This is a genomic window from Streptomyces sp. NPDC051940, assembly GCF_040680895.1.
In the GTDB taxonomy this organism is placed as follows: domain Bacteria; phylum Actinomycetota; class Actinomycetes; order Streptomycetales; family Streptomycetaceae; genus Streptomyces.
The window spans coordinates 14,543-33,381 of record NZ_JBFAXR010000101.1 but is presented as its reverse complement, the minus strand read 5'-3'; the positions used below and the strand labels follow the sequence as shown (position 1 = coordinate 33,381).

At 73.5% G+C, this 18,839-nt stretch carries 20 protein-coding genes and 3 pseudogenes; 12 read left to right on the top strand and 11 right to left on the bottom strand.

Annotation, left to right across the window (positions count from 1 at the left end):
• Window positions 1–107 precede the first annotated feature (107 nt).
• Window positions 108–383: pseudogene (locus tag AB0M28_RS30000) on the bottom strand (GvpL/GvpF family gas vesicle protein); the annotation flags it as partial.
• Between the two features lie 96 nt (window positions 384–479).
• Window positions 480–740, bottom strand: coding sequence for a WhiB family transcriptional regulator (locus AB0M28_RS29995; protein WP_365411860.1), 261 nt, complete (start codon window positions 738–740; stop codon window positions 480–482).
• Between the two features lie 218 nt (window positions 741–958).
• Between AB0M28_RS29995 and AB0M28_RS29990 the strand changes: the two genes are divergently transcribed.
• From AB0M28_RS29990 to AB0M28_RS29975, 4 genes and pseudogenes are all read left to right on the top strand, one after another.
• On the top strand, window positions 959–1,123 hold the full coding sequence (locus AB0M28_RS29990) for a hypothetical protein (protein ID WP_365411857.1): 165 nt from the start codon (window positions 959–961) through the stop codon (window positions 1,121–1,123).
• Window positions 1,120–1,794 carry an endonuclease gene (locus tag AB0M28_RS29985; RefSeq protein ID WP_365411854.1) on the top strand — a complete coding sequence of 225 codons (675 nt, stop codon included), beginning with the start codon at window positions 1,120–1,122 and terminating at the stop codon, window positions 1,792–1,794. The genes AB0M28_RS29990 and AB0M28_RS29985 overlap by 4 nt, the downstream gene beginning before the upstream one ends.
• Before the next feature lie 45 nt (window positions 1,795–1,839).
• A complete protein-coding gene (locus tag AB0M28_RS29980) occupies window positions 1,840–2,241 on the top strand; it encodes a ChaB family protein (RefSeq protein WP_365411852.1) in 402 nt (133 codons plus the stop codon).
• A gap of 623 nt (window positions 2,242–2,864) precedes the next feature.
• Window positions 2,865–2,930, top strand: a pseudogene (locus AB0M28_RS29975) (hypothetical protein); the annotation flags it as partial.
• Between the two features lie 4 nt (window positions 2,931–2,934).
• Here the strand turns inward: AB0M28_RS29975 and AB0M28_RS29970 are convergent.
• The 3 genes and pseudogenes from AB0M28_RS29970 to AB0M28_RS29960 form a co-directional block, all read right to left on the bottom strand.
• A pseudogene (locus AB0M28_RS29970) lies at window positions 2,935–3,846 on the bottom strand (SDR family NAD(P)-dependent oxidoreductase).
• Window positions 3,847–3,855: 9 nt separating this feature from the next.
• Complete coding sequence (locus AB0M28_RS29965) at window positions 3,856–4,434, bottom strand: phage holin family protein (protein WP_365411849.1); 579 nt, start codon at window positions 4,432–4,434, stop codon at window positions 3,856–3,858.
• Between the two features lie 49 nt (window positions 4,435–4,483).
• Window positions 4,484–4,747 carry a GlsB/YeaQ/YmgE family stress response membrane protein gene (locus AB0M28_RS29960; protein WP_365411846.1) on the bottom strand — a complete coding sequence of 88 codons (264 nt, stop codon included), beginning with the start codon at window positions 4,745–4,747 and terminating at the stop codon, window positions 4,484–4,486.
• Between the two features lie 104 nt (window positions 4,748–4,851).
• Between AB0M28_RS29960 and AB0M28_RS29955 the strand changes: the two genes are divergently transcribed.
• The 5 genes from AB0M28_RS29955 to AB0M28_RS29935 all read left to right on the top strand — a co-directional run bounded on the left by AB0M28_RS29955 (window position 4,852) and on the right by AB0M28_RS29935 (window position 8,704).
• The gene (locus tag AB0M28_RS29955; RefSeq protein ID WP_365411843.1) at window positions 4,852–5,433 is read left to right on the top strand and encodes a sugar O-acetyltransferase; all 582 of its coding nucleotides are present in this window, start codon (window positions 4,852–4,854) and stop codon (window positions 5,431–5,433) included.
• A gap of 5 nt (window positions 5,434–5,438) precedes the next feature.
• Window positions 5,439–5,981, top strand: a complete 543-nt coding sequence (locus AB0M28_RS29950) for a TetR family transcriptional regulator (protein ID WP_365411840.1) — start codon at window positions 5,439–5,441, stop codon at window positions 5,979–5,981.
• 333 nt (window positions 5,982–6,314) lie between these two features.
• Window positions 6,315–6,656 (top strand): VOC family protein, encoded by a 342-nt coding sequence (locus AB0M28_RS29945; RefSeq protein WP_365411837.1) that lies wholly within the window; start codon window positions 6,315–6,317, stop codon window positions 6,654–6,656.
• 147 nt (window positions 6,657–6,803) lie between these two features.
• A complete protein-coding gene (locus AB0M28_RS29940) occupies window positions 6,804–7,727 on the top strand; it encodes a helix-turn-helix domain-containing protein (protein ID WP_365411834.1) in 924 nt (307 codons plus the stop codon).
• Window positions 7,728–7,909: 182 nt separating this feature from the next.
• Complete coding sequence (locus AB0M28_RS29935; protein WP_365411831.1) at window positions 7,910–8,704, top strand: reprolysin-like metallopeptidase; 795 nt, start codon at window positions 7,910–7,912, stop codon at window positions 8,702–8,704.
• 82 nt (window positions 8,705–8,786) lie between these two features.
• Here the strand turns inward: AB0M28_RS29935 and polX are convergent, their stop codons facing one another.
• Window positions 8,787–10,520: a DNA polymerase/3'-5' exonuclease PolX gene (gene polX / locus AB0M28_RS29930; protein ID WP_365411828.1), complete on the bottom strand. Its 1,734-nt coding sequence runs from the start codon at window positions 10,518–10,520 to the stop codon at window positions 8,787–8,789.
• 197 nt (window positions 10,521–10,717) lie between these two features.
• Here polX and AB0M28_RS29925 point away from each other — a divergent pair, with 197 nt between their 5' ends.
• Both AB0M28_RS29925 and AB0M28_RS29920 read left to right on the top strand, forming a co-directional pair.
• A complete protein-coding gene (locus AB0M28_RS29925; protein ID WP_365411826.1) occupies window positions 10,718–11,416 on the top strand; it encodes a response regulator transcription factor in 699 nt (232 codons plus the stop codon).
• Entirely contained in the window at window positions 11,413–12,876 is a 1,464-nt protein-coding gene (locus tag AB0M28_RS29920; RefSeq protein WP_365411823.1) for an ATP-binding protein, read from the top strand. Before AB0M28_RS29925 ends, AB0M28_RS29920 begins: the two co-directional genes overlap by 4 nt.
• 56 nt (window positions 12,877–12,932) lie before the next feature.
• On the opposite strand, the gene dgoD is transcribed toward AB0M28_RS29920, so the two are convergent.
• The 4 genes from dgoD to AB0M28_RS29900 are packed head-to-tail and all read right to left on the bottom strand — an operon-like array spanning window position 12,933 to window position 17,315.
• Window positions 12,933–14,084, bottom strand: a complete 1,152-nt coding sequence (gene dgoD / locus AB0M28_RS29915) for a galactonate dehydratase (protein WP_365411820.1) — start codon at window positions 14,082–14,084, stop codon at window positions 12,933–12,935.
• Window positions 14,085–14,122: 38 nt separating this feature from the next.
• On the bottom strand, window positions 14,123–15,031 hold the full coding sequence (locus AB0M28_RS29910; protein WP_365411817.1) for a carbohydrate ABC transporter permease: 909 nt from the start codon (window positions 15,029–15,031) through the stop codon (window positions 14,123–14,125).
• Entirely contained in the window at window positions 15,028–15,990 is a 963-nt protein-coding gene (locus AB0M28_RS29905; protein ID WP_365411814.1) for a sugar ABC transporter permease, read from the bottom strand. Before AB0M28_RS29905 ends, AB0M28_RS29910 begins: the two co-directional genes overlap by 4 nt.
• Window positions 15,987–17,315 carry an extracellular solute-binding protein gene (locus AB0M28_RS29900; protein ID WP_365411811.1) on the bottom strand — a complete coding sequence of 443 codons (1,329 nt, stop codon included), beginning with the start codon at window positions 17,313–17,315 and terminating at the stop codon, window positions 15,987–15,989. The genes AB0M28_RS29905 and AB0M28_RS29900 overlap by 4 nt, the downstream gene beginning before the upstream one ends.
• 232 nt (window positions 17,316–17,547) lie before the next feature.
• On the opposite strand from AB0M28_RS29900, the gene AB0M28_RS29895 reads away from it, so the two are divergent.
• On the top strand, window positions 17,548–18,249 hold the full coding sequence (locus tag AB0M28_RS29895; RefSeq protein WP_365411808.1) for an FCD domain-containing protein: 702 nt from the start codon (window positions 17,548–17,550) through the stop codon (window positions 18,247–18,249).
• A gap of 31 nt (window positions 18,250–18,280) precedes the next feature.
• On the opposite strand, the gene AB0M28_RS29890 is transcribed toward AB0M28_RS29895, so the two are convergent.
• Entirely contained in the window at window positions 18,281–18,799 is a 519-nt protein-coding gene (locus tag AB0M28_RS29890) for a GNAT family N-acetyltransferase (RefSeq protein ID WP_365411806.1), read from the bottom strand.
• Window positions 18,800–18,839: the final 40 nt, after the last annotated feature.

Here is an 18,839-nt window from a genome sequence, read left to right as displayed (position 1 = left end):
CGCCGCGGGGCCGCGCCCCCTGGTGCGCTTCTTACTTTTGTACGCCGCAAACACCCCCCCCCGCCGGGCTGGGGCCACCCCGCGCCCCCCCACCCCTCCTGCGTGCTTCAGGCCGGTCCGGGCTGCGGGAAGTCCGCCGTGTTCACGAAGTCGCCCGCCGCGTCCCGGTCCACCAGGAACGAGAGGTCGGCCGGCCAGCCGCCGCCGCGCGGTCGGTAGTGCTCCGTCCGTTCGGCGAGGACCTCCCGGACGGCGTCATCGTCCCGGGTGACGGCTCCGAAGCGCATCGGCAGCACCGTTCCGGCCACGGCGGCCTCGGCCGGCACGTCCTGGTGGGCCCGCAACTGGCTGCGGACCGGCTCCAGTCCGTCCGGGGCGTCGCTGACGTACGCGACGAACTCCCCGTCGCCGACGAGGCGTGCCGGGCGCGGCGGGGACGTCGCCCGTCCCCGCGCGTGCGATGCCGTAGACGTACGTACTCACAGGTGCTCCTTCCCACGGCGGGCCAGGCGGCGCCGGCGCAGCGCGGCCCGCTCCTCCTCGTCCAGTCCGCCCCAGATACCGGCGGGCCGGCCCAGACGCAGCGCCCAGTCCAGACAGTCGTCCGCCACGACGCAGCGGCGGCACACGGCCTTGGCCCGCTCGCGTTCACGCGCTGCCGGTCCGGCCGAGGAGACCGGGAAGAACAGCTCCGGATCCTCGTTCGCGCATGCGGCTCCCCGCCACCACGGGTGGGGCATGATCGCCTCCTCGGGTCGCTCGGCTCCAGGTGTGCGGGCACCGCGGCGGCCCGGAGGGGCGTCACACCGGCGGATGCCCGGCCGGGGTGCCGGGGTACCCGGGGTGCGGTGGGTCAAACGGCCCGGGAACACCTGACGAGGAGGCGGCCACGGCCGGCACCCCGGCGCACATACCGGAGCCGGCGCCGGTCGCCCTGTGGCAGGAGTTCCGCGAGCGGGTGAACATGACCTCACAGGAGCTCACCGAGGAGGACATCGCCGTGACGCACCCGGTGGTGGACACGGTCACCGCCGAACGCGACACCGACGGTCCGACGGCGGGCCTGCCCGCACTGCGGCACCGACCGACGTCGTCGGGCCACGACCCGTGGAAGCCGGCATGACCTCCGCCGCGGAGCAGCGGCGCCGGGTGGGCGCGCTGCTGGACACCGCCGGGCAGACCTACGCCGCCGAGGCGGGGATCCGGCTGCGCGACACCCCGCAGCCGCTGTACCAGTTGCTGGTCCTGGCCTGTCTGCTGGCCGCCCGGATCCGTGCCTCGACCGCGGTGGCGGCGGCGCGCGAGCTGTTCGCCGCGGGTATGCGCGACCCCCGGCGCATGCTGGAGGCGAGCCGGCAGCAGCGCGTGGACGCGCTGGGCCGCGGCGGCTACCGGCGCTACGACGAGCGCACCGCGACCCAGTTGGGTGACGGCGCGCGGCTGCTGCTGGACGCGTACGCGGGCGATCTGCGCAACCTGCGCGGCCAGGCCCACGGCGACACCGCGGCGGTCGGCCGGCTGCTGCGCCAGGTGCCGGGGCTGGGTCCGGCGGGGGTCGACATCTTCCTGCGGGAGGCCCAGGCCGTCTGGCCCGAGCTGGTCCCCTGTCTGGACGACAAGGTCCTGCAGGGCGCCCACGCGCTCGGACTGCCGGAGGACCCGGGGAGACTGGCCGCCCTGGTGGACCAGGACGACCTGGCGGCGCTCGCCGCGGGGCTGGTCCGTGTCTCGCTGGACCGGCGCATGGCCGAGTCGCTTCGGGGGCACTCGGACGCCGACCCCGCACACCGCTGACGGCGGCCGGGCCGGTCCCGGACCGCCAGGAGGTGACCCGAGCCCATGCCCGGCAAACAGGAACTGCCGTCCACCCTGGCACGTTCGCCCAAGGGCGCCCAGCGCACATGGATCAAGGCCCACGACTCCGCGGTCGGCCAGTACGGCGAGGGCGAGCGCGCCCACCGCGTGGCGTACGCGGCGCTCAAGCACACGTACGAGAAGGTCGGCGACCACTGGCAGCGCAAGGAGCGCGGCCGCAAGGCCCCGTCGGACCCGCGGTCGGCGCGGCCCCGGCAGCGGGGCGGCCGCAGCGGTGAGGGCGTCGACGAGCAGGCGTCCAAGCAGCATCTGTACGGCATCGCCAAGGCCCTGCGGATCGGGGGCCGGTCCCGGATGAGCAGGTCGGAGCTGCTGACCGCGATCCGCAGGGCCGACAGCTCCCGCACCCGCGCGGCCCGCCGGTGAGGAACGCCTCCCCGGGGCGGGGCGGGGTGGCCGGGGCGCTGCTGTCGTCCACGCCGGGGACGTTCGTCGTGGACGCCGAGGAGGGCACCCTCACCCTGCATGTGCTTCCGACAAGGTGTCGGCTCTGGAGCGGACGCCGGCCACGGCGCGGAGATCCGCGCGGGCTGCATGGCCTGGCAACGAGTACGACCAGGTCGGCCGCTATGTGATGGTGCAGGGCGCACCGCAGACGGCCGGCCGGTTCGAGGACGAGATCCGGATGTACAAGGCGCCGCCGGCGGAGGTCTGCACGGAGGCCTTCTACGAGACGGACGCCTCGCGGCCGTACGTCCGGGGAGTCTCGGTCCAGACGGTGGCTCCTCTCCCCATCGTCTGGGCCGAGCACATCGCCGCCATCGGCCACTGGGGCGCGGAGCTGCGCGCGTACATTGACGACTACGTCCACTTGGGCGTACTGGGGGCGCTGTGCGAGTTCCTGCCGCAGGCGGGGAACCGGGTGACGCTGGACGCGGAGACCGACCGCCACGGCATCCCGGTGGCGCGTTTCACGCATCGTGCGGGCGGCGGGCGCCTCGGAGGTGCTCACCGTCGAGCGGTACGCGCATCCGGTCGGCGGCTGCCGGATGGGCGTACGCCCGCAGGACGCCGTGGTGAACGCGGACCTGCGCACGTTCGCGGTACCGAACCTGCTGGTCACCGACGGCAGCGTGCTCCCGACCCAGGGCGCGGCGAACCCGGCGCTGACCGCGTCAAGGGGATCCGCCGTCCCGCCGCGCGTGCGGCGGCGGCGGCCGCGCCCGCTCCGAGGAGCAGGGACCTGCGGTGGCGGGACAGCCAGCCCTCCGCGCTCGCCGGGTGCGACTCCGCGTCGAACCGGCCGTGGGCGCCGGGGTCCGCGCCCGTGTCGTCGGCGGGCAGCCAGAGGTTGACCGGTTCGTCGTCGGGGAACTCACCGCGGTTCTGCTGGGCGGCGAAGGCGGTGCGCGCCAGATAGCGGTCGAGCAGGCCCGGCACCACCGCGTTGGCGATCAGCGTGGCGGGCGCGGCCGGGCAGCCGGTTCAGCGTCCAGTCGAACTGCGGGGTGTTGACCGCGGGAAGCTGCACCATCGGGTCGTACGCACCCGGCTGCCGCAGGCGAGCAGCTCGCACCGCACCGCACCGACTCGTTGAAGCCCTGGATGGCGTGCTTGGCGCCGCTGTACGCCGCCTGGTACGGGATACCGCGGTAGGCGAGGGCCGCCCGGGTGCCGTTCACGCAGCCGAGGTACGTCACGTCCGTGATCCGCCGGAACTCCTCGGGGGTCAGCTCCACGAACGGCGCCAGGGCGCCGGCGAAGGCGTTGTTGACCCACACGTCGATGGGGCCCAGCTCGCCCTCGATCCGGTCGGCGGCCTCCTCCACACACCGGTGGTCGGCCATGTCGGCCGGAACGGCCACCGCCTTGCCCCCGCCCGCGCGTACCTCGTCGGCCACCGCCCGCAGCCCCGCCCGGCCGCGCGCCAGCAGGGCGAGCCGGTCACCGCGTGCGGCGAACGCGCGGGCCGCGGCCCGGGCCCACACCGCCGCTGGCGCCGGTGACCACGACGGTGCGCCTGTGCCGCAGCAGCACCGCTCACCCCTGCCGCGGCGGGTACGAGGGCGGGTACGAGGGCGGCTCCGCCTCGGACTCGCCCGGTGCCGCCGCTGATCCGGTGCTGTGGCCGGGGGTGCGGGGGCCGCGCTGGCCGGCGCCGTCCGGGGCCGCGGGGGCCGAGGTCGCGCCGAACGGGTTCGATGCGGCGGTCGCGCCGGTCGCCTCGCTCGTCCTGGCGGCGACGGTCGGCTCACCGGCCTGGTCCGCCTCGGCGCTGCCCGTCGTCCCGAAGGGCATGGACACCCCGGGCCGCGCGGCCTCGCGCAGCCACACGGAGACGGACAGCAGCAGGGCGGCCATGATGAGGGCCGCGGCCCAGCCGGGTACGGCCAGGGCGAGCAGCAGGGCAAGGCAGATCACGAGGGACGCGCCGCCGTAGAGCCCGGCGGCACTGGATCCGGCGTACAGCCGAAGCGCGGACCGGCGGCGCGCGGCCTCCTCCCGCAGCTCGTGCCTCAGCTCGTCGCGGACGGCCTCACGGACGGCCCGCGCCGTCCCGTCGGGAAGTCCCTCGCCGGTGACGGGCGCGGTCCTGGGTTCAGTGCTGTGCTCGGTCATGGGCCTCGGGTACCCGGGGCCCACGACGTGATGCCCGCGACGCCCGCGCTCAGCGTCCTGCCTTGGCGCGGTCGACGATCCCGACGCCGATGGCCGCGAGGCCGACCTGGATGACCAGCTCCCACCAGTCCACCCCCGGTGTCTCGGCGACGTCGAAGGCGTCAGCCACGAACGTGCCGGCGAGCGCCGCCACGATGCCGACGACGAGCGTCCAGAGGATGCCGATCCGCTGCCGCCCCGGCAGGGCGAGCCTGCCGAGGATGCCGATCACGATCCCGACCCCGATCGCCGTAAGGAACCCGGAAATCTCCATATTCCCTCCTCACGGGGCGAGTTGCCGGGCCCGCCCGGCTCAAACGCGGAGCCGTCGGCCGCCCGAGCGTACGGTCGTACGCTCCGGGGTGTACGATCGTACGCATGCCGACCGACCACTTCGCCGACGATCCGCGCAGCAACGCGGAGCGCATGCTCGCCGGCGATCTCTACCTGGCCGACGACCCGGAGCTGGAGCGGCGGATGCACCGCGCGACACGGCTGTCCGCCCGGTACCTGGCCGCGTACCCCGAGGACCCGCACGCGGCGCGGGCCGTCCTCGCCGAGCTGCTCGGCGCGCTGGGCGAGGACGCGCACGTCCGGCCGCCGCTGTACGTCGACTACGGCAGCAACATCTCCATCGGCGCCCGCACCTTCGTCAACTTCGGCCTGACCGCCCTGGACGTCGCCGCGATCACCATCGGCGCGGACTGCCAGATCGGGCCGAACGTCCAGCTGCTCACCCCGACGCACCCGCTGGAGCCGCAGCCGCGCCGGGACAAGCTGGAGGCCGCGAAGCCCGTCACCCTGGGCGACAACGTGTGGCTGGGCGGCGGTGTCATCGTCTGCCCGGGTGTCACCATCGGCGACAACTCGGTGATCGGCGCGGGCGCCGTCGTCACCCGGGACGTGCCCGCGAACGTCGTCGCCGTCGGCAACCCGGCCCGCCCCGTCCGTCCCCTCTGAGCCCCATGGCCACCGGACACACCGACCCCGAGCGGCGCGAACGCATCCTCGCCGCGGCCCTCGACCTGATCGCCGAGGAAGGCGTCACCGGCGCCTCGCACCGCAGGATCGCCGCGCGCGCGGGCGTGCCGCTGGGGTCGATGACGTACCACTTCACCGGCATCGACGACCTGCTCCGCCAGTCCTTCGCCCGCTTCGCGGGGGACATCGCCGCCGTCTTCGAACGGCACCTCGCCCCGGCCCGTACGCCGGACGACGCCCGCGAGGCCGTCACGGATCTGGTGCACGCGCTGTCCGAGGGGCCGCGCCGCGACCTGGTGCTCGCGCAGGAGCTGTACACCCTCGCCGCCAGGCGCCCGGAGTACCGGGCGCTCACCGGCGACTGGATGCGGGCCAGCCGCGCGCTGCTGGAGCGGCACTTCGACCCCGCCACCGCCCGCCAGCTCGACGCCCTGATCGAAGGGCTGGCCCTGCACCGCGCCCTGGACGACGCCCCGCACGGCCGGGAACTCACCCGGCAGGCCGTCGGCCGCATCACCGCCGGGTAGCGGCCCCACCGACCGCCCGGTACCCGGAACCTGACACCGGGTCCCGGGCGTTTGCCCACCGTCCCGACGTACTGCGCGCCTCACGGGTATCGCCGGGCACAAGGGCGGCAACGGCCACAACCGGGCGAGGTGAGCCGAGTTGAACGGCAGCGACGGTATGCGGCGGATCGCCCGTCTCCGGGGCGAGCGGCACCGTCGGCAGTGCGCTGCTCGCCGAGCTTGGCGCCCGCGCCACACCGCCGGGGAAACGATCCGCGACTTCCTCCGGGGCCCACTCGGCGACGCCCCCTGACCTCACCGGCTCGCACGGCCCCCGCACCTACGATGGGCCGCATGTCCCTCGAACTCTTCGCCGGTGTCCCCGTCCGCGACTACATGGCGGCATGCGACTGGTACGAGCGGCTGCTCGGCGCGGTCCCCGCCTTCTACCCCAACGATCACGAGGCGGTCTGGAAGCTCGCCGAGCACCGCTTCCTGTACATCGAGCATCTGCCGGACCGCGCGGGCCACGCCCTGCTCACCCTCTTCGTCGAGGACCTCGACGACCGCGTCGCCGGCATCGCGGCCCGCGGGCTCGAGCCCACGACGCGCGAGACGTACGACAACGGCGTACGGAAGATGACCTACCGCGATCCCGACGGCAACGAGATCGGCCTCGGGGGCGGCCCGGCCTGACGCCGTCCCCCGTTCCAGGGGCTGGAATGGCGGGCTTTCGCCCTGGGACGGCTCAATACCTCCTCCTCCACGGCCGTACCTCCGGTGTCAGATGACCCGCAGTCGCCGAACGAGCACGAGCCGACACGGAGCCAAGGGGGATGGCCGGTGTTCTCTTGCGAGCTGGACCGGCGGGCGCTGGGACGCGTCCGCTTCTTCATATCACCGCTGTGGACGGCGGCACGGGCGCTGCGCGGGACGGGCCGGCAACGGACCGCCCGGCGGCTGCCCCTGCTGACGGAGCTGATGTACGGGGCCGGGGGCGCCCGGGGCGGGGGCGGCCTCCCGCCGTTCTTCACGCCGTGGCCCGAGGGTTACGAGTCGTCCCTCGACGACGAACTGCACCGGGTGGCCACCACCCCGCCCGAGCGGATCCGGGCCGAACTGGCCCGCACCCGCTCGCCCTTGGTACGCGGCACCCTGGAGCGCGGGGAGGATCTGCTGGCCCGCACGGCGGCCCGGGAGCTGGCGGCCTTCTGGGACGGCGCGCTGCGCACCCGCTGGCCGGAACTGCGCGCCCGGCTGGACGCCGACATCGGCCACCGGGCACGGCAGGCCTCCCGTGACGGCCTCGATGAGATGCTCGGCACGCTGCACCCGGCGGTCGGCCTGGCCGGAGGGCTGCTGACCGTCGCGGCGGGCCGGCCGCGGCGGCTGGGCCCGGTGGACGGGCTGCTGCTCATGCCCGTCCGGGGCTCGGACGGCCCGGTGGTCGCCGTCGGTACGGCGGATCCGTCGCCGCCCGCCCTGCTGTACCCGGTCGCGGCCGCCACGGCGGCCGGCCGGTCCGGGCAGGGACCCGTGCACCGGCTCATGGGCGACACCCGCACCCTGCTGCTGGCGGACCTCACCACGGCGCGCTCGACGGCCGAACTCGCCGGCCGGCACGGGCTGACGCCGTCCACGGTGTCGTACCACCTCGGCGTGCTGCTCCGCTCCGGCCTCGTCACCCGTCACCGGGAGGCGCGGCGGGTGCTGTACGTGTGCACGCATCGCGCGGCACCGGTGCTGGAGCTGGCCCGGCGGGACTGATTCCGCAAGTGGGGGCGTACGGACCATGGATTCGAATGGCCTCGAATCACTGGCCCCGTCCGCCCCGCCCGGGCTTTCCTGGTGCGGCGGCACCGGGGGCACACGGGGGATCTTCGACGATCCGCACGGCATGCGGTCCCGGCCGCGTTCCTGTCGAACCGGAAGAAGCAGGGGGATTCTTGATGGTCCGTTGTCTGCGCATGCTCGCGGTGCTGCTCCTCGGCATCGCCGCGTCTCTGGCGGGGGTCTCCGCGACCGCGGCCGCACCCGCGAAGGCCGCGCCCGCCGCCGCCCAGGACAGCCACCAGCTCGACGTGTTCACCGTCGAGAAGACGGCCAAGGGCGGGCTGAAGACCACGCTGTACACGCCGGCGCCGGGCGTGAGCCCGGAGCAGGTCGCCGCGAAGCTGTCGGCGAGCGGCGTGCCGGGCGTCCAGGTCGGCGACGCCTCCGCCGTCGGCGCCTCCGGCGACGTCAGCACCCTGGCGGCCTGCAGCTACGGCACCGCCCGCACCTGGGGCTGCCCGATGAAGCGCTGGTCGTACAGCGGGCACAGCCACCCGCAGATCTACTTCCTCGACCACAGCGGCGACGGCTGGCCGCTGAGCGACGCCGTGCCGGTCTGGAACGAGACCGAGGGCATCGACTCCTGGTACCGCTGGTACACGGGCGGCTGCCCCGGCAGCTCGTACCACTGCGTGAACGTCTACAGCGGCAACTACGGCGGCACGGGCTGGGTCGGCCAGACGTCGCGCACGCTGAACGCCGACGGCACGTACATCACCGGTGCCAGCATCAAGTTCAACGACTACTACTCGGGCACCTACACCCGCAACCGCAACACCGCCTGCCACGAGGCCGGCCACGTCCTGGGTCTGGACCACAACACCTCGACCTCGAGCTGCCTGTACTACTCCTCGGGCACGGCCACCCGGCCGCTGGGCGACGACTTCAACCTGCTGGAGACCTACTACTGATCCGACCCGCTCCACCGACGCACCACGGCAGCCCGGTCCCTCCCCGGACCGGGCTGCCGGTGTACGGGCCGGGGGGGCGCCCTCACGTCCGCTCGAGGAACGTCCGCAGCCGGGTCAGCGGCCAGGTGTTGATCACCTCGTCCTTCGTGACCCAGCCGCGCTGGGCCGTACCGATCCCGTAGCGCATCTGACCGAGGTGGGGGACGGAGTGGGCGTCGGAGTCGACGGAGAACTTCACCCCCTGCCGGCGGGCGCGCAGGATCAGCTCGTCGGGGAGGTCCAGGCGGTGCGGCTGGGCGTTGATCTCCAGCGCCGTGCCGTGGCGGGCGCAGGCCTCGAACACCGCGTCCCAGTCGGCCTCGATCCCGTCGCGCCGGCCGAGCATCCGGGCGGTGGGGTGGCCGAGGACGTGCACGTACGGGTTGCTCACCGCCGTCACCAGCCGGCGGGTCATCGCGTCCTTCGGCTGGTCGAAGTGGGAGTGGACGGAGGCCACGCACAGGTCGAAGCCCTCGAGGAAGTCAGCCGGCCAGTCCACACCGCCGTCGGGGCCGATGTTCAGCTCCGTGCCGTGCAGCAGCCGCAGACCGCCCCGGCGCCGGCCGAACGTCCCGTCCAGGGCGCGCACTTCCTCCCGCTGCCGCAGCATCTTCTCCTTCGTCATCCGCTGCATCCGCAGATCCGGCGCGTGGTCGGTGACGGCGTAGTACGCGTAGCCGCGTTCGGCGGCCGCGGCCACCATCTCCTCGAGGGACCCCAGCCCGTCGGTGAGGTCGGTGTGGGTGTGCAGATCGCCGCGCAGGTCGCGTTCGGTGACCAGCTCGGGGAGTTCGCCGCGCTGGGCGGCCTCGATCTCACCGCGGTCCTCACGCAGCACGGGCGGGATCCACGGCAGGCCGAGCCGGTCGTAGACGTCCTCTTCGTGCTCGGCGGCGACCTTACGTCCGGTCTTGGCGAGGGAGAGGCTGTACTCGGAGAGCTTCAGCCCGCGCCGCTGGGCGATCTCCCGGGTGCGGATGTTGTGCTCCTTGGAGCCGGTGAAGTACTGCAGGGCCGCGCCCCACGAGTCGGGCGGTACGACGCGCAGGTCGACCTGCATGCCCCCGGTGGTCCGCACGCTGGTCTTGGTGGGGCCGCGGGCGATGACCTCCGAGGTGACGGGCAGCGCCACGAAGGCCTCCATCAGCGGCTCGGAGTCCTTGGCGGCGGCGAGGATGTCGAGGTCGCCGACGGTCTCGCGCATCCGCCGCAGCGAACCGGCGAACTCGCACCGCCGGCAGCCCCTGACCTCCGCGAGCGCGGAGGTGATCTGCTCGGCCAGCTCCATCGCCGCGTCGAGCGGCGAACGCCCGACGGAGGCCCGCAGCAGCCCGATGCCGTGCAGCAGCTTCTCCTCGGTCTTCGGCCCGAAGCCCTTCAGCCCGCGCAACCGCTGCCCCTCGATGGCCTCGGCGAGCTCCTCGACGGAGGAGATGTGCAGCTCCTGGTGGAGCTGCAGCGCCTTCTTCGGCCCGAGCGCCGGGATCCGGGTGAGCTCGCGGACGCCGGCGGGGATCCGGCCGCGGAGCTCGTCCACGTCGGCGACCGTGCCGGTGCGCAGGTACTCGGCGACCTTCCCGGCGATGGAGGCGCCGACGCCGGGGATGTCCTTCAGCCCGCGTTCGCCGAGGCCGGCGATGTCGGCCGGGTGGCCGGCGACGGCCCGGGCGGCGCGCTGGTACGCCCGGGCCTTGAAGGCGTCCCCGCCGGTGATGGCCAGCAGGTCGGCGTACTCCTGGAGCACGGCCGCGATGTCCTTGTTGGCGGTACCCGCCATGAGGTGCTCCCTCTCGGTGCGGCGGTTTGCCTGTCGCCCCTCGGATACCCGGGGGCCCACGAGGAACGCTACCCGGAAGGCCGCGACCCGGCCCGGCGTGCCGGAGGCGGGTGGAGGGCGGCGGCCCGGGGACGCTTCTCAGCTGATTCACAGGAACCGGACAGGTTCCTCTCAGCGGCCACCGGCACAGTGGCCGTATGACCGCCGTACCTCCCGTGCGGGTGCTCGTGGTGGACGACGAGCCCGCCCTCTCCGAACTTCTCGCCATGGCCCTGCGCTACGAGGGCTGGGAGGTGCGCTGCGCCGCCGACGGCCAGAGCGCCCTGCGCGCCGCCCGCGACTTCCAGCCGGACGCCGTGGTGCTGGACGTGATGCTCCCGGACCTGGACGGTCTGGAGGTGCTGCGGCGCCTGCACGCCCGTACGCCGGAGGTGCCGGTGCTGTTCCTGACCGCCCGGGACGCGGTCGAGGACCGGATCGCCGGGCTGACGGCGGGCGGGGACGACTACGTCACCAAGCCGTTCAGCCTGGAGGAGGTCGTGGCCCGGCTGCGCGGGCTGCTGCGCCGCGCCGGGCGGACGGAGACGCGCGGTACGTCGGTGCTGGTGGTCGGCGATCTGGTGCTGGACGAGGACACGCACGAGGTCTCGCGGGGTGGCGACGCGGTCGAGCTGACCGCCACCGAGTTCGAGCTGCTGCGCTATCTGATGCGCAATCCGCGCCGGGTGCTGTCCAAGGCCCAGATCCTGGACCGGGTCTGGAGCTACGACTTCGGCGGCCAGGCGAACGTCGTCGAGCTGTACGTGTCGTATCTGCGCAAGAAGATCGACGCCGGCCGGCCGCCGATGATCCACACCCGGCGGGGGGCCGGCTACCAGATCAAGCCGGCGCCGTGAGGGTCCCCCGCAACCGGTGGTCGCTGCGGGCGCGGCTGGTGGCCTCGTCGGTGGTGCTGGTCGCCGTGGTGTGCGCGGTGATCGGGACGGTCAGCACGCTCGCCCTGCAGTCGTATCTGTACGGGCAGCTGGACAAGGAGGTCACCGGCATCTCCCGCCGCGCGGTGCCGCCGGACGGCGAACAGCATCCGGTGGACGCGCCCCGCACGAACTTCGTCACCGGTCCCGGACAGCCGCCCGGGACCGTGGGGGCGGAGCTGAAGGACGGCCAGGTGCGTGAGGCGCAGGTGAGCACCGACCAGGGCGAGGCCGAGGAGCTGACCGCGAGCCAGCGCGAGGCGCTCTTGGGCGTGACCCTCGGCGCCGACCCGGCCACGGTGTCCGTCCCGGGCCTGGGCGACTACCGGCTGCAGGCGGTGGCCGGCCGGGAGCCCGGCACGACGCTGGTCGTGGGACTGCCCGTGTCGGGGGTGCAGGACACGGTGGACACCCTGATCATCGCCGAGGTGTGCGTGACGGCGGCCGGACTGGCCGCGGCGGCGTTCGCCGGGGCGGCGGTGGTACGGATCGCGCTGCGGCCGCTGCACCGGGTGGTCGCCACGGCGACCCGGGTGTCGAGGCTGCCGCTGGACCGCGGCGAGGTGGCGCTGCACGAGCGGGTGCCGGTGGCCGAGGCGGACCGGCGAACGGAGGTCGGCCAGGTGGGCACCGCGCTGAACCGGCTGCTGGGCCATGTCGGCTCGGCGCTGCAGGCGCGGCACGAGAGCGAGACGCGGGTACGCCGTTTCGTGGCGGACGCCAGCCACGAGCTGCGCACCCCGCTGGCCTCGATCCGCGGGTACGCCGAACTGACGCGCCGCGGCCGGGAGGAGACCGGTCCGGACACCCGGCACGCGCTGGGCCGGATCGAGTCGGAGGCGGGACGGATGACGGCGCTGGTGGAGGATCTGCTGCTGCTGGCCCGCCTCGACGAGGGCCGTCCGCTGGAGCGGACGGAGGCGGACCTGTCGCGGCTGGTGGTGGACGCCGTGAGCGACGCCCGGGCCGCGGGCCCGGACCACCGCTGGCGGATCGAGCTGCCGGACGCTCCGGCGCTCGTCCGGGGCGATCCGGCCCGGCTGCACCAGGTGCTGGTCAATCTGCTGGGCAACGCCCGCACCCACACCCCGCTCGGCAGCACCGTCACCACCCGGGTGCGCGCCGCGGACGGCGGGATGCGGCTGGAGGTGCAGGACGACGGCCCGGGCATCCCGCCGGCGGTGCTGCCCGACGTCTTCGAGCGCTTCGCCCGCGGCGACGCCTCCCGCTCGCGTGCCGCGGGCGGCACGGGGCTGGGCCTGGCGATCGTCCGGGCGGTGGTGGCGGCGCACGACGGCCGGGTGGAGGTGGAGAGCGAGCCCGGGCGGACGGTGTTCGCGGTCTGGCTGCCCGACGCGGCGAGGTGCCCGGCAGCGGTGTGATGCGGGTCAGGCGCGTGATCCGGTCACGTCACGTGGGTCACCGATGCGCGAACACGTCACCACTCCGCGAACGAGCCGTCGGGGTGCCGCCACACCGGGTTGTGCCAGGCGTCCATCCCCCGCGCGTCGGCCGCCCGTACGGCCGTCTCGTCCACCTCCACGCCGAGGCCCGGCGCCGTGGGGCGCGCGAAGAAGCCCTCGTCGAGGCGGAAGACCGAGCGGTCCGCGACGTAGTCCAGCAGCTCGGCGCCCACGTTGTAGTGGATGCCCATGGACTGCTCCTGGATCAGGAAGTTGGGGGTGCACAGCGCCAGCTGGAGGCTGGCGGCCAGCGCCAGCGGCCCGAGCGGGCAGTGCCAGGCGACCGCCGCGTCGAAGGTCTCCGCGAGGGAGGCGATGCGGCGGCACTCGGAGATCCCGCCGGCGTGGGAGAGGTCCGGCTGCACCACCGCCACCCCGGCCTGGAGGGCGGGCAGCACGTCGGTCCGGCTGAACAGCCGCTCGCCGGTGGCGACCGGCACGGGCGAGGACGCGACGACGCGCGGCAGCAGGGCGGTGTACTCGGGGAGCACCGGCTCCTCCGCGAACATCGGCGCGTACGGCTCGAGGACCCGCAGCGCGCGGACGGCCCCCGCGACGGAGTACCGGCCGTGCAGGTCGATGCCGAAGTCGCGCTGCGGGCCGAGCACGTCGCGGGCGGCCGCGGCCCGTTCGGCGAGGCCGTCCAGCTCGGCCACGGTGGGCAGCCGGCTGGTGCGGCCGGAGGCGTTCATCTTGACCGCCGTGAAGCCCGCCCCGACCGCCTCGGCCACCCGGTCGCGGATCTCGGCCGGCTCGTCGCCGCCCGCCCAGCAGTACGCCCGGACCTTCTCCCGCACCGGCCCGCCGAGCAGCTGGTGCACGGGCGCCCCGTAGAACTTCCCGGCCAGGTCCCACAGCGCCTGGTCCAGGCCCGCGACCGCGCTGGAGAGCACCGGGCCGCCGCGGTAGAAGGAGCCCTTGGTCATCACCTGCCAGTGGTCCTCGATCCGCAGCGGGTCGGCGCCGAGCAGGAACTGCCCCGCCAGCTCGTGCACGGCGGTGCGCACCGTCTCGGCCCGTCCCTCGACGACCGGCTCGCCCCAGCCGACGAGACCGTCGTCGGTCTCGATCCGGCAGAACAGCCAGCGCGGCGGCACCGCGAAGGTCTCGACCCGGGTGATCCTCAACGTGCCACGGCTCCTTGTCGTATCGCTGTGTCGTATCGCTATTCCTTGACGCTTCCCTCGGTGAGCCCGGTGCGCCAGTAGCGCTGGAGCACCAGCATCGCCACGGCCAGCGGGATGACCGAGACGAAGGCGCCGCCGATGGTGTACTGGGTGAGCTCGGGGACCCGGTCGGCGGCGGTCTGCCAGGTGGTCAGGCCCAGGGTGACGGGGTACTTCCGGTCGTCGGAGAGCATCACCAGCGGCAGGAAGTAGTTGTTCCAGTTGTGCACGAACTGGAACAGGAACACCGTCACGAGGGCCGGGGACATGATGCGCAGCACGAGGCCGAAGAAGATCCGCGCCTCGTTCGCCCCGTCCACCCGGGCGGCCTCCAGCAGGTTGTCGGAGACGGCCGACTCGGCGTAGATCCGGCAGAGATAGACGCCGAAGGGGCTGGCCAGACCGGGGATCAGGACCGACCAGTAGGTGTTGACCAGGCCCAGCTCGCTGAACATCAGGTACAGCGGCAGCACCAGCGCGGTGTACGGCAGCAGCACCCCGGCCAGGATGACCTTGAACACCGCCTCCCGGCCGCGGAAGCGGTACTTGGCCAGGGCGAACCCGGCGGCGGCCGACAGCAGCGTGGCCAGCACGGAGCCGACGCCCGCGTACAGCGCGGAGTTCAGGGCCCAGCGCAGATAGACGTGGTGGTCGTAGGAGAAGACGTTGCCGAGGTTGGACCACCACCGCGGGTCGGCGAACCACAGGCCGAAGCTGGAGTAGAGCTTGTCGGTGGACTTGGTGGACGCGATCGCCAGCCAGTACACCGGCAGCAGGAAGTACAGCGCGGCGACGGCGAGGGAGGCGACCAGCACGATCCGGCCGGGGGTCAGCCGGCGCGGCGCGGCGGCCGGAGCCCGCGCGGGCACGGGCGTGGGCGTCTCGGCGGGCGCGGTCACGGTGGTCATCGGTCGTCCCCTCCCCTACGGGTGACGAGGCTCAGGAAGCCGAAGGACAGGGCGCTGGCGACGACCGCGAGGATCACCGACTTCGCGGCGGCGAGGTAGAGGTTGGAGTTGGCGAAGGCGTCGGTGTAGGCGCTGAGGTTCGGGGTGTAGTTGAACGACACCGCCGAGGTCAGGGGTTTGAGCACCAGCGGCTCGGCGAACAGCTGCAGGGTGCCGATGATGGAGAAGACGGTGATGAGGACCAGCGAGGGCCGCACCAGGGGGAGCTTGACGCGCAGCGCGATCTGCCAGGGTCCGGCGCCGTCGATGCGGGCCGCCTCGGTCAGCTCGTTGGGTATGGACTTCAGCTGGGCGATGACGATCAGCATGTTGTAGCCCGCGAACTGCCAGACGACGATGTTGGCGATGGACCACAGCACGCTGTCGTAGCCGAGGAAGTCGGGCGCGAGGCCCACGGAGTCCAGTAGGTCGCTGACCGGGCTCACGCCGGGCACGTACAGGAAGCCCCACAGGATGGTGGCGATGACGCCGGGCACGCCGTACGGCAGGAAGTAGGTGGCGCGCAGCAGGCCCGCCCAGCGGTCCTTGACCTGTTCCAGCAGGAACGCGAGCACGGTCGCCAGCAGCACCATCAGCGGTACCTGGACGATGCCGAAGAGCAGGACGCGGCCGAAGCTCTCGATGAAGTCCGTCTGGCCGAGGGCCAGGACGTAGTTGTCCAGCCCGGCGAAGCCGATGGTGGGCTCGCCCAGGCCCAGCGGGCCGTGCCGGTCCACCTTCAGCATGCTCTGGTAGACCGCGTAGCCCACGGGCAGGACGAAGACGAAGGCGAAGACCGCGAGGAAGGGCGCCAGGAACACCCAGGCGGCCCGGTCGGGGCGGGCGGTGCGGCGGGGTTTCCCGGCGCCCGGCGCGGGACCGGACGGCTCGATGCGGGTGCGGGGCTCGGTCACGGTCATCGGGCGCTCCTCACCTTCAGGCCCTTGGCCTTGAGATCGTCCACCACGCGGTCCTGGCAGTCCTCGAGCGCCTCGGCGAACGTGCCCTTGCCGGAGGCGACCCGGCCGAACGCGTCGGCGAGGTGGGCCTGCGACTGGTCGTGGGTCGGCGACCACTTCCAGCTGGTGTCGATGTGCTGGTCGGCCTCCGCGAACACGTCGTTGTAGCGCTGGCCGCCGAAGAACGGGTCGGGCTTGCCGAGGGCGGTCTGCCGGTAGTCGATCTTCGCGGCGGGCCAGCCGTAGCCGGAGGCTATGAGCAGGTCGATGCTCTCGGGGTCGGTGTTCAGCCAGTGCGCGAACTCCATGGCCTCGACGGCGTGCCGGGTGCCCTGCAGGATCGCGGTGGAGGAGCCGCCCCAGTTGGCGGCGGTCAGCGCGCCGGGCTCCCACTGGGGCATGGAGGTCACGCTCCACTTCCCGGAGGTGCCGGGCGCGTTGTTGCGCAGCAGCGCGTCGCCCCACTGGGCGCCCACCCAGGACGCGAGCTGTCCGGTCTGCATGGCCTGGTACCAGCCGGGCTGCAGCTCGGGCATCAGCGTCACCAGGTCGTCGCGCACCAGGCGGTCCCAGTAGTCGGCGACCTCGCGGGACTCCGCGCCGTCGATGTCGACGATCCAGGTGTCGTCCTCGGTACGGAACCAGCGGGCGCCGCGCTGCCAGACCAGTCCGGCGAACCAGTTGGGGTTGGCGGGCGGGAACGAGCAGATCCGGGCGCCGCCGCCGCGCCTGCGGATGTCGCGGGCCGCCTGCTCGAACGCCTCCCAGGTTGTCGGGACCTCCACGTCCCAGCGTTCGAACAGGTCCCTGCGGTAGTAGAAGCCCAGGGGGCCGGACGCCTGCGGGATGGTGCGCACCCTGCCGCCGAAGACGCCCTGCTGCCACTGCCAGTCGACGTAGGAGGGGGCGAGCTTCTCGGCGCCGAAGCGGGTCAGGTCGGTGAGGCCGTTGACCAGCATGAAGGAGGGCAGCTCGTGGTACTCGACCTGGGCCAGGTCGGGCGGGTTGCCGGCCTTCAGGGAGGCGTGCATCTTCTGGTAGCCGCCGTTGGTGCCGCCCGGGACGATCTGCAGCTCGACCTGGACGTCGGGGTTCTTGCTGTTCCACAGCTCGACCGTCTTCTGCAGCGGCACCCAGGTCCAGAAGACGAGCATGATCTTCTGGCCGGGTTTCCGGTCGGCCGACGTGCTGATGCGCGCGGCGCCGGGCGACTCGGCGCAGGCCGCGAGCCAGGGGGTGGCCGCCGCGGCCGTTCCCCATGCCAGGGCCTCTCTGCGGGTGGGCATCTGACCTCCTTGTCAGATCTCCTTGTCAGATCTCGGACCGGGTCCGCTCATCGATCAGTACGACGACACCTCGCGGCCCCCTCGACGGGCCCCAGCAGAGTACCTGGGTACCAGGAAAATGCGGCTCCATTAATTACGAATTAATGGAGCCGCACTCTAGGATGACCCCCGCGGGCCCACAAGCCCTCACGCACACATGCGCCGGCCGGGGGGCCGGGCTCAGGAGGCGGCAATGGCGGCGTACCGGGGTCGGGGAGTGCACGGCAGGACGGTCGAGATCCTCGGTACGAGGATCGTCTCCGGCGAGCTGGCGGAGGGGGCGACCCTCGACATCGCAGGCCTCGGCCGGGAGCTGGACGTCAGCCTCACCGCGCTGCGCGAGGCGCTGAAGGTGCTGGCCGCGAAGGGGCTGCTGGACGCGCGGCAGAAGCGCGGCACGTTCGTCACCCCGCGGGGCGGGTGGAACCTGCTGGACGCCGACGTGATGCGCTGGGAGTTCGCCGGCGCCCGCCGGGCGGCGCTCTTCGCGGACCTCGCGGAGGTACGGGCGGCGGTGGAGCCGGCCTGCGCGGAGGCCGCCGCCCGCCGCCGTACACCCGCGGACCTGGCGGCGCTGGACCGGGCCCTCGACGACATGGCGCGGGCGCACACCGCCGGCGACCCCGCCCGCGCGGCCGCCGCGGACCTGGCCTTCCACCGCGCCCTGTACACGGCCACGCACAACGAACTCTTCGCCCGCATGGACCTGTTCATCGAGATCCCCCTGGCCGAGCGCGACCGGGTCGTCCACGCGGCGGACGCGGACGATCCGGTGCCGGTGCACCGCGCGGTACTCCAGGCGGTACGGGCCGGATCGCCCGAGGCGGCGCGCGACGCGGTACGCGTCCTTCTGGAGAAGGCGGCCCGGGACCTGCGGGCGGTGCTGAAGGGCTGACGGGGACCCTAGACGGACGCGGGGGGAGCCGCTACAGCCGGGCGGCGTGCACGCGGACGGGCAGGCCGGAGCGCGAGACCGCGGCACGCTCGAAGGGCAGGCCGATCTTCTCGGCGACGCGCTGGGACGGTGTGTTGTCCGGCCGGATGATCGCGACGAGCCGCTCGGCGCCGAGCGCGTCGCGGGCGTGGTCCCGGCAGGCGGCCGCCGCCTCGGTGGCGTAGCCCTTCCCCTGGAGACCGGTCCGGATGTGGTAGCCCACCTCGAGCTCGGTGACCCCTTCGATCTCCTGCGGCGTGAGTCCGCAGTCACCGGCGAACGCGCCCGTGTCGCTGAGGACGACCACCCACAGCCCGTACCCCTCCTGCCGGTAGAGCCGCTGGTTCCAGTCGATCCAGTCCGCCGCCTCCTCCCGGGTCTTCGGCCGCGGATAGTGGCGCATCACCTCCGGGTCGCCCAGCAGGGCGGCCATGTCGTCCAGGTCGTCCCGGGTCATCGGCCGGAAGGCGAGCCGGGGGGTGGGCGGCGGGACACGGAGTGCGGGGCGCACGGGGGCTCCGATCTACGGGCGCGGGTGTCCCGGCAGCATA

Bases quoted from the DNA above. Each gene is read 5' to 3' on its own strand.
- AB0M28_RS29995 (WP_365411860.1), bottom strand. From the start codon at position 740: ATGCCCCACCCGTGGTGGCGGGGAGCCGCATGCGCGAACGAGGATCCG.
- AB0M28_RS29985 (WP_365411854.1), top strand. From the start codon at position 1,120: ATGACCTCCGCCGCGGAGCAGCGGCGCCGGGTGGGCGCGCTGCTGGAC.
- AB0M28_RS29980 (WP_365411852.1), top strand. From the start codon at position 1,840: ATGCCCGGCAAACAGGAACTGCCGTCCACCCTGGCACGTTCGCCCAAG.
- AB0M28_RS29965 (WP_365411849.1), bottom strand. From the start codon at position 4,434: ATGACCGAGCACAGCACTGAACCCAGGACCGCGCCCGTCACCGGCGAG.
- AB0M28_RS29960 (WP_365411846.1), bottom strand. From the start codon at position 4,747: ATGGAGATTTCCGGGTTCCTTACGGCGATCGGGGTCGGGATCGTGATC.
- AB0M28_RS29955 (WP_365411843.1), top strand. From the start codon at position 4,852: ATGCCGACCGACCACTTCGCCGACGATCCGCGCAGCAACGCGGAGCGC.
- AB0M28_RS29950 (WP_365411840.1), top strand. From the start codon at position 5,439: ATGGCCACCGGACACACCGACCCCGAGCGGCGCGAACGCATCCTCGCC.
- AB0M28_RS29945 (WP_365411837.1), top strand. From the start codon at position 6,315: ATGTCCCTCGAACTCTTCGCCGGTGTCCCCGTCCGCGACTACATGGCG.
- AB0M28_RS29935 (WP_365411831.1), top strand. From the start codon at position 7,910: ATGGTCCGTTGTCTGCGCATGCTCGCGGTGCTGCTCCTCGGCATCGCC.
- polX (WP_365411828.1), bottom strand. From the start codon at position 10,520: ATGGCGGGTACCGCCAACAAGGACATCGCGGCCGTGCTCCAGGAGTAC.
- AB0M28_RS29925 (WP_365411826.1), top strand. From the start codon at position 10,718: ATGACCGCCGTACCTCCCGTGCGGGTGCTCGTGGTGGACGACGAGCCC.
- AB0M28_RS29910 (WP_365411817.1), bottom strand. From the start codon at position 15,031: ATGACCACCGTGACCGCGCCCGCCGAGACGCCCACGCCCGTGCCCGCG.
- AB0M28_RS29905 (WP_365411814.1), bottom strand. From the start codon at position 15,990: ATGACCGTGACCGAGCCCCGCACCCGCATCGAGCCGTCCGGTCCCGCG.
- AB0M28_RS29900 (WP_365411811.1), bottom strand. From the start codon at position 17,315: ATGCCCACCCGCAGAGAGGCCCTGGCATGGGGAACGGCCGCGGCGGCC.
- AB0M28_RS29895 (WP_365411808.1), top strand. From the start codon at position 17,548: ATGGCGGCGTACCGGGGTCGGGGAGTGCACGGCAGGACGGTCGAGATC.